Genomic DNA, 6,340 nt, shown 5'->3' with positions numbered 1-6,340 from the left:
ATGATTTCGCTTTTTTACTATTTGCTTATTCCGGAGAGTGACAGAAGAGGGATATGTGCTATTGATGAAGATCCAGTTCCCAAGTTGCTGTTTTAATTCTGTATTTTGTGCAAGCTTATTACAAATTTGAAAGCTAGACCTCATGCCCAGATTCAGACTTCAAAACACTCAACAATTTCTCCTCCAAATTAGTTAAATAAGCCCACCTCGTCCTCCCCAATGGCTCCAAAAACCTCTGCACCGACTCCTCCAGCCCACTCGAATACACCTGACTAATGCTACACCGAACAGCCCGCCGCAGGCATCGCTAATCTCCTGAACCTGTTGACCCTCCGAAGCCAAGTAGCTCAAGGACTTCAGATAATATAGTTAAAAAGTATATTTATCATAAAAATTTTTCAATAACTCCTTTGAGGGAAGGTAAATCTTTCAAATCTGTAATGGATAACCCTTTTAAAGCGACCTCTGCTTGCTTGCGATAAGCTCGGAACTTTGATTTAAGAACTTCTTCTTCCTCTAACTTTGCCCCAGTTTCAAGTACAGAATTAACAGTCCCTCAAATTGCTAACGTAATACTCACAGCAACAGCTGCTGCTGCGATATCAATAACCCCTGTTGGGGGTAAAAATGATTTTGCCCATAGAAATAATGTTGTTGTTACTGCTTCACTTGCAAAAGCAGGAAGTAAACTAAATGCAGCCTTTGATGAAAGTATTTCACCAGTATATAAATAAGACAAAGCAACAATTGCAGAGGCTTGTGTTGCTGTTATGTAAGCTGCACTACCAGGAATGAATGCTTGAACAGCGACTGCAACCAATGCAGTTGCAATGATGGTTACTGCATAAGATTTCTTTTCACCCATGTGGCGGGCAAGTAGTAAATCCTTGCCTTTTGAACCTAAAAAATTTTCAATATCCTCCCGAAGCCCATATACACCACGAATATCTAATGGAGTCCCAGAGGCAGTTTCAGGATCATAACCAAATGCACAAACTGGATAAATCTTTTCTATATTTAGTACCTGCTTCCATTGATTAGTAACCTTTTCTAAAGCCGAAGGAGCTAACCTGTCCCACTCATCGATTTTGTTCAAAACCACAAATACAGATTCACAGTGCGCTCTCAGGTCGTCTAGATACCTTTTTTGAGATGCATCTGTCGCTCCAGTCACCACTAAAATACCTACATCAATGTGTTTTAGGAAATCTCGTGTAATCTCGCTATTTTCAGCACGGACATCATCAAGCCCTGGTGAGTCTATCAGCCTAACTCGCTCATCTAATCGCAGGATTTTTAATTGTGTTGTTATACCAGCCTCAGCACCTACTTGTGCTATGGCTTTTTTGCGGCTCCTTTTGAGTAAAGCATTAATCAGTGAGCTTTTGCCAGAACTAACTTTTCCAATAACAGCTATGTTTAAAGTCTTAGAAAAATCTTGAACTTTTTCTTCAAATTGAGTACTAGCATTTTCCCAAAACTCTTTCTCTTCAGAACTGTTAGCTGCTGGATTAAACATCTAAGCAAGCCTCTGTAACTATAGTCACATCTATTATGTAGCTTGCCTAAATAAGAAAATAACAGTGAATCTGCTTAAATCTTTAACCTTCATTTTTAATTTCCAACTCCAGAAGACTCAACACTTTCTCTTCCAGTGCAGTCAGATAAGGTCTGCTCAACTTCCCCAGCATCTCCAAAAACTTCTGCACCGACTCCTCCAATACACTGGAATACACTCGACTGATGCGATCGCTAATCTCCCGAACCTGCTGACACTCGGCAGGCAGGTAGTTGAAGGACTTCAGATGTTGCAAGCCAATGGTGTACTCTCCATCCCAGACTCTCACAGTGCAACTAAAGTCATTCACTGCGCTGACAATTGCCCAACAGCCACCTTTGCCTCTCAGTTCTGGATTATCTTTTGCAAGGATTTGGCAGACTTCACCGATTTGGTAGGTGTTCGGTACTTGGGTGCGTTCCATTATTTGCTGCACTACGTTTTTAACGATTCTAGCTGGTGGCACTTTACCCCCTGCCTGCTCCACCGCTTTTACCCACACTTCTTGCTGCTCGTGGGGTTCAAGCTTTGTCATCGGTCTGACTTGACGTTCGTTAGTCGGCAGAATTTGTGATCCATTGATTGTCAAATTCTCATCTGCCACATTTTGACAACCAATGGTTGTCAAATTTTCGTAAACACCAGCTGCGGCGATCAAATAATTTGATTGTTGCCGACTATGCCCAAAGCGATCGCGGCAATATTCCTCAAATGTGCGGTGAGTGGATCTGTATAACCTACGATCGCGTAATTCTGCCAAAGCCTTACCTGCCTCAAAAAAAGCCCGTTCTACCTTCCGTTCCAAGTGCAACCGATCGCGTTGTTCATCCTCGGTTAATTCAGGAACTTCAACAGCAGGAACGTCAATGATTGCTGAAGCTGGATCTTCTGAAGAGGCGATGTCTGAGTTGGGTGATTCTGGATTGCTGGTGGATGCAGGAGAGGTGGCTTTCTTGGGGTTACGGGGTGGGGTTTCCATTTATCCACCTCTTTTAGCTTAAGTATGCTCAGGAACAAAAATACCTATGATGCCTCCTTATTAGGCGTTAACCATAATACCTGAGTATTAGGTTTAGCTGGTTTACCAGTATTAGATAGTTGCTCATTTTCGGCTTTTTGTAACGCTTTTGATTGAATATCCTCTGTCGTGGGATCGCCTTCATGATCAAAAGTGTAGTCAAACAAATCCCCAGGTGTAATTATTCGGTTCTCACCTGCGGCTTGATACGCCTTTGTTAAACCATTACATAAGCTGTTTAAAACTCTCCCACTGATCTGTTCAATTTCATCAGCGTTTTTCAGTTTTGAAATGGAAGTTGGGTGGATACCCGAAAGTTCAGCAAGTTCTTTATTGCTGATTTTCTTCTCTGCCATTAATATTCTTAGCCGCCAACGAATCATCTTTTGAGAGTCTTTTTTTGTTTTCCTTACTCTCATAGTTTCCTCCACTAATGCTTTTATAGCTAGATAGCTTACTGAAAGCGATTCCTTCAAATATAGCAGCCATAAGAATTAATATGCAAGCTTGACAAATATATAGCGAGGTCGCTATATTTATAGATAGCAAAAAGCGATCGCACCTCTCTTGCAAATTGGAAGCGATCGCTTTTTGCAAAATATCCACCATACAGATGGCGTAATCAATATAATGACATATCAAACTTACACACATCAACACCTTCAACTAAAATCCATAGCCCAACTCAAGCGCATCTACAGCGAGATCGGCTGCACAATCGAAGTTACAGACAAACGCTGCAAGGACGAATGGAGAAGTGCAATCGCTAATTACCAAGCCAGCAAGATTCAGAAACTCACTCCTGCTGCCCCCGATGAACAAACCACAGCCCAAGCCGAACTCAACGATTACATCGCAAACCAAGCCCAAGCTGTTGCACCCGAACCACTGACAACAAGAGAAATATCCTTTTACGATCACGAAATATATTCAGGCAATCATCTAATTGCCACCATCAGCCACGACGATGACCTAACACAGCCTTGGGTAGTCTTGGTACAGGGCAAAGAGAAATTCCGCGCTAACACTTATGGAAGATGCCACCGCTTCATCCAATGGCATCACCAAGACAGCACACTAAATGAACCCACCCAAGTAGAAACACCCCCCACGACCGAAAACCTAATCATGGCGCATATCTTCAACGAGTGTCAGAATTACGGGTTTGAAATTCTCGATGATGGCATTTACAACAACAAGGGCGTGAAACTGGGGCAAGTCGGATGCACTGACGGGAACTGGTGGGTGAAGAGGCGTTATTCAGTCCAGCAGCAGTATTCTAACTCGGTGCTTGATGCTGTGCGCTCATTGTCAATGGTGGACGTGTCTACTGATGGCAAATCCATTTTTGAGGAATATTTTTTAGATCAGCCGTTAGAACAGCTAACTGGCGATAAATTGCAACGGCTGCTGGAGAGAACAGAGTTAGTCACAGCGTAATTAAGAAGTCAGAATCCAGGAGTCAACTCCAATTTGCAATTCGCAATTCGCAATTCGCAATTAAGACAATTTAGTGGGGGCTTGCACTTCCCACTCTCTTGTTGACCACCAACCTACGGTGTGGTGGGGGCTTATACCCACTTTTAGCCAATTAATCAATTAGTTCATAATTCGCATTTTCAATTGCGAATTGCGAACTGCGAACTGCGAATTGTTTGGTCAGGAGTCAGTAAAAAAACAAAGAGTAGGGTGCAGAAGTTAATAAAATCTGCCTTCCTTTCTCCTCTTTTTCCCACCTCTTCCCGAAATTCTGACTTCTGAATTCTGACTCCTGAATTCTTCTCTCATTTTCCCTTCATTCACCTATTCATCTATGCAACCCACAATCTCGATCCCTCAACACTGGCCCTACCCTCGCTTTAGCTTAGAACAGCGTACACAACAGGGCATCATCCTGGGACTTTATTACTATCCTTTGGGTACAGAGTTGGCTGAACAATTTGATGATGGTTGGCGCTATGTACTGATGCCTAATAAAAACTCTAACGAAACATCGTACTTGCAAGAGGATCAAATCCAACCGCTCACAGCAGAAGAATTATTCTCAGAAATTACCGCAGAGATTGAGTTTTATCAACAGCAAATAAATATCCTCAACCGACAGTTAACCGTATTAACTGAGGGTACAAACAATGGCTAATTCTACAGACAGCTTTGACCGTAGGGCTAATCATTTGCTGCGTTCAATTCGACTTTGCGGCGGTTGTGTTCCATTACATCGTTTGCAACTCCAATTCTCTGCCAAGGTTATTCAAACACTACTGGATAAAGAACTAGTGCAAGTACAAAACACTGGACGCGGCTTTTTGTTGGAGATTGCCGAGGATCTTTAGGTTGTTGACCTTATTGAAATTAACGAGAGAAACATGATTGATTACGTTAACGCTCTGAAAACAAGTTGGTATATCTCCCCACCTTGGGGCAAAACAATTCCAACAGTTGAGGTCAATTTATTAGAAAGAGTTTACCTAAAAACTACCAGAACATTCGGCTATTGCTCTGGTGTGCAATGGAAACATGAATGCTGGCTTTATACAGTCATCTGTGGTGATGAAATCTTCCACGCTACAGAATATCAGATCATTGGGACTGGGCAATTACAAACCCTCAGCGTGCCAAAACCTGCTTTCACTTTGGGGCAGAAAGTAATCCTGTCTTCTTATGGAGATGACACAAAACAACGACTAATTCTAGGGGTTGTACTTGTGGATAAGTTTTGGTTTTACCTTGTCGAATTGGTATCTCCAGCATTAATTAAAACACCGACAATACTTAATCGCTTTTCGTTGGTTGGTGAAAAAAATTTGGTGCGCGTAAATGCCTAATTCTCTCTAATCAACAGCAAATTATCACCCAACTAAAGTTATGTCACAAATCGAAGTAGCTCAAATTATTGAACAGATAAAGCAAGAGATTACTGTTGACTCTAATGGACAAGGTAAAGCCAGTATTCGGGCAACTGCAAGGCTGGCAGATGTACAAGATTCTTCGCTTCGTCGTGCGTTACTAAGTGCGGCACTGCAACCCTCTGCATTAGCCCAAAGCCTTATAGAACAAGGCTTTAGCCCGGCGGCACTGGAAACCTGGAATGAGGGAATACCTGATATGGGTGTTGCTGCCGTTATTGAATATTACGCTTTTGATGCTGGGCGGTACTGCAAACAGCAAGCCAGACTTGTATGCAAAGCTTTTAACCGGATTGGTGTTCGCGCCTGGATGCAAGACATCATGGGTTGGACAAAACCCACGAATAAACCACAAGAACAACCCGCTACACCAGCCCTCCCCCCAGTTGAACAGCGATTGCATACTCTTGTCCTGGCAATGAAGACTTTAGCTGAGTTAACTGGTGGCAGACTCAACCCGTACACCGAACAGCAATTCAAAGACTATGCCGGGAATCTTCTGGCTGAACATAATAGGAAATTGCTAACCCCTTCAGAAGAACGCTGGTTGGGGGTTGTAAATTTTGCAGAGAGCGAACTTGGAAAGAAAGTCCCCCTGAGCGGCACTCACTACCGTGGTCATCTTGGGACATGGGTTCGCACGTTTTACCCACAGTTAGGCTCACGCCAAGAAACGCGATTGGTTAACGGTGTGCAGCAGCCCATTTATGTCTACGCTTGCCACGATCCAGCTGTCGCGGCTGGGTTGACTAAAGCTATAGAAGAGTTCTTCGCTCACCCCAGTCCTGGAGCAGCGCTAAGGCAGGCGGGAGCTTTCGCTAGCAAGAAAGCTGTAGTTACTGCTTGATGGTCATTGGT

The 6,340-nt window shown here is 43.2% G+C and carries 9 protein-coding genes; 5 read left to right on the top strand and 4 right to left on the bottom strand.

Annotated elements, in window-relative coordinates:
• Positions 1–556: 556 nt before the first annotated feature.
• The 4 genes from RM368_RS33840 to RM368_RS33825 form a co-directional block, all read right to left on the bottom strand.
• Positions 557–1,519 (bottom strand): GTPase, encoded by a 963-nt coding sequence (locus RM368_RS33840; protein ID WP_322698110.1) that lies wholly within the window; start codon positions 1,517–1,519, stop codon positions 557–559.
• Positions 1,520–1,601: 82 nt separating this feature from the next.
• Positions 1,602–2,537, bottom strand: a complete 936-nt coding sequence (locus RM368_RS33835; RefSeq protein ID WP_322698109.1) for a hypothetical protein — start codon at positions 2,535–2,537, stop codon at positions 1,602–1,604.
• Positions 2,538–2,581: 44 nt separating this feature from the next.
• Positions 2,582–2,932: a helix-turn-helix transcriptional regulator gene (locus RM368_RS33830; protein WP_322698108.1), complete on the bottom strand. Its 351-nt coding sequence runs from the start codon at positions 2,930–2,932 to the stop codon at positions 2,582–2,584.
• The gene (locus RM368_RS33825) at positions 2,907–3,185 is read right to left on the bottom strand and encodes a hypothetical protein (protein WP_322698107.1); all 279 of its coding nucleotides are present in this window, start codon (positions 3,183–3,185) and stop codon (positions 2,907–2,909) included. The genes RM368_RS33830 and RM368_RS33825 overlap by 26 nt, the downstream gene beginning before the upstream one ends.
• 21 nt (positions 3,186–3,206) lie before the next feature.
• Between RM368_RS33825 and RM368_RS33820 the strand changes: the two genes are divergently transcribed.
• From RM368_RS33820 to RM368_RS33800, 5 genes are all read left to right on the top strand, one after another.
• Positions 3,207–4,016, top strand: a complete 810-nt coding sequence (locus tag RM368_RS33820) for a hypothetical protein (RefSeq protein WP_322698106.1) — start codon at positions 3,207–3,209, stop codon at positions 4,014–4,016.
• Between the two features lie 373 nt (positions 4,017–4,389).
• Positions 4,390–4,716, top strand: a complete 327-nt coding sequence (locus RM368_RS33815) for a hypothetical protein (RefSeq protein ID WP_322698105.1) — start codon at positions 4,390–4,392, stop codon at positions 4,714–4,716.
• Entirely contained in the window at positions 4,709–4,909 is a 201-nt protein-coding gene (locus tag RM368_RS33810; protein ID WP_322698104.1) for a hypothetical protein, read from the top strand. Before RM368_RS33815 ends, RM368_RS33810 begins: the two co-directional genes overlap by 8 nt.
• 33 nt (positions 4,910–4,942) lie before the next feature.
• On the top strand, positions 4,943–5,401 hold the full coding sequence (locus tag RM368_RS33805) for a DUF1392 domain-containing protein (RefSeq protein ID WP_322698103.1): 459 nt from the start codon (positions 4,943–4,945) through the stop codon (positions 5,399–5,401).
• A gap of 40 nt (positions 5,402–5,441) precedes the next feature.
• A complete protein-coding gene (locus RM368_RS33800; RefSeq protein WP_322698102.1) occupies positions 5,442–6,329 on the top strand; it encodes a hypothetical protein in 888 nt (295 codons plus the stop codon).
• Positions 6,330–6,340 lie beyond the last annotated feature (11 nt).

It is taken from the genome of Nostoc sp. DedSLP03, assembly GCF_034530815.1.
In the GTDB taxonomy this organism is placed as follows: domain Bacteria; phylum Cyanobacteriota; class Cyanobacteriia; order Cyanobacteriales; family Nostocaceae; genus Nostoc.
This window is presented reverse-complemented; position numbering and strand designations above follow the sequence as displayed.

Excerpts from the sequence above, each read along its gene's own strand:
- RM368_RS33840 (WP_322698110.1), bottom strand. The coding sequence starts at position 1,519 with ATGTTTAATCCAGCAGCTAACAGTTCTGAAGAGAAAGAGTTTTGGGAA.
- RM368_RS33835 (WP_322698109.1), bottom strand. The coding sequence starts at position 2,537 with ATGGAAACCCCACCCCGTAACCCCAAGAAAGCCACCTCTCCTGCATCC.
- RM368_RS33830 (WP_322698108.1), bottom strand. The coding sequence starts at position 2,932 with ATGGCAGAGAAGAAAATCAGCAATAAAGAACTTGCTGAACTTTCGGGT.
- RM368_RS33825 (WP_322698107.1), bottom strand. The coding sequence starts at position 3,185 with ATGGTGGATATTTTGCAAAAAGCGATCGCTTCCAATTTGCAAGAGAGG.
- RM368_RS33820 (WP_322698106.1), top strand. The coding sequence starts at position 3,207 with ATGACATATCAAACTTACACACATCAACACCTTCAACTAAAATCCATA.
- RM368_RS33815 (WP_322698105.1), top strand. The coding sequence starts at position 4,390 with ATGCAACCCACAATCTCGATCCCTCAACACTGGCCCTACCCTCGCTTT.
- RM368_RS33810 (WP_322698104.1), top strand. The coding sequence starts at position 4,709 with ATGGCTAATTCTACAGACAGCTTTGACCGTAGGGCTAATCATTTGCTG.
- RM368_RS33805 (WP_322698103.1), top strand. The coding sequence starts at position 4,943 with ATGATTGATTACGTTAACGCTCTGAAAACAAGTTGGTATATCTCCCCA.
- RM368_RS33800 (WP_322698102.1), top strand. The coding sequence starts at position 5,442 with ATGTCACAAATCGAAGTAGCTCAAATTATTGAACAGATAAAGCAAGAG.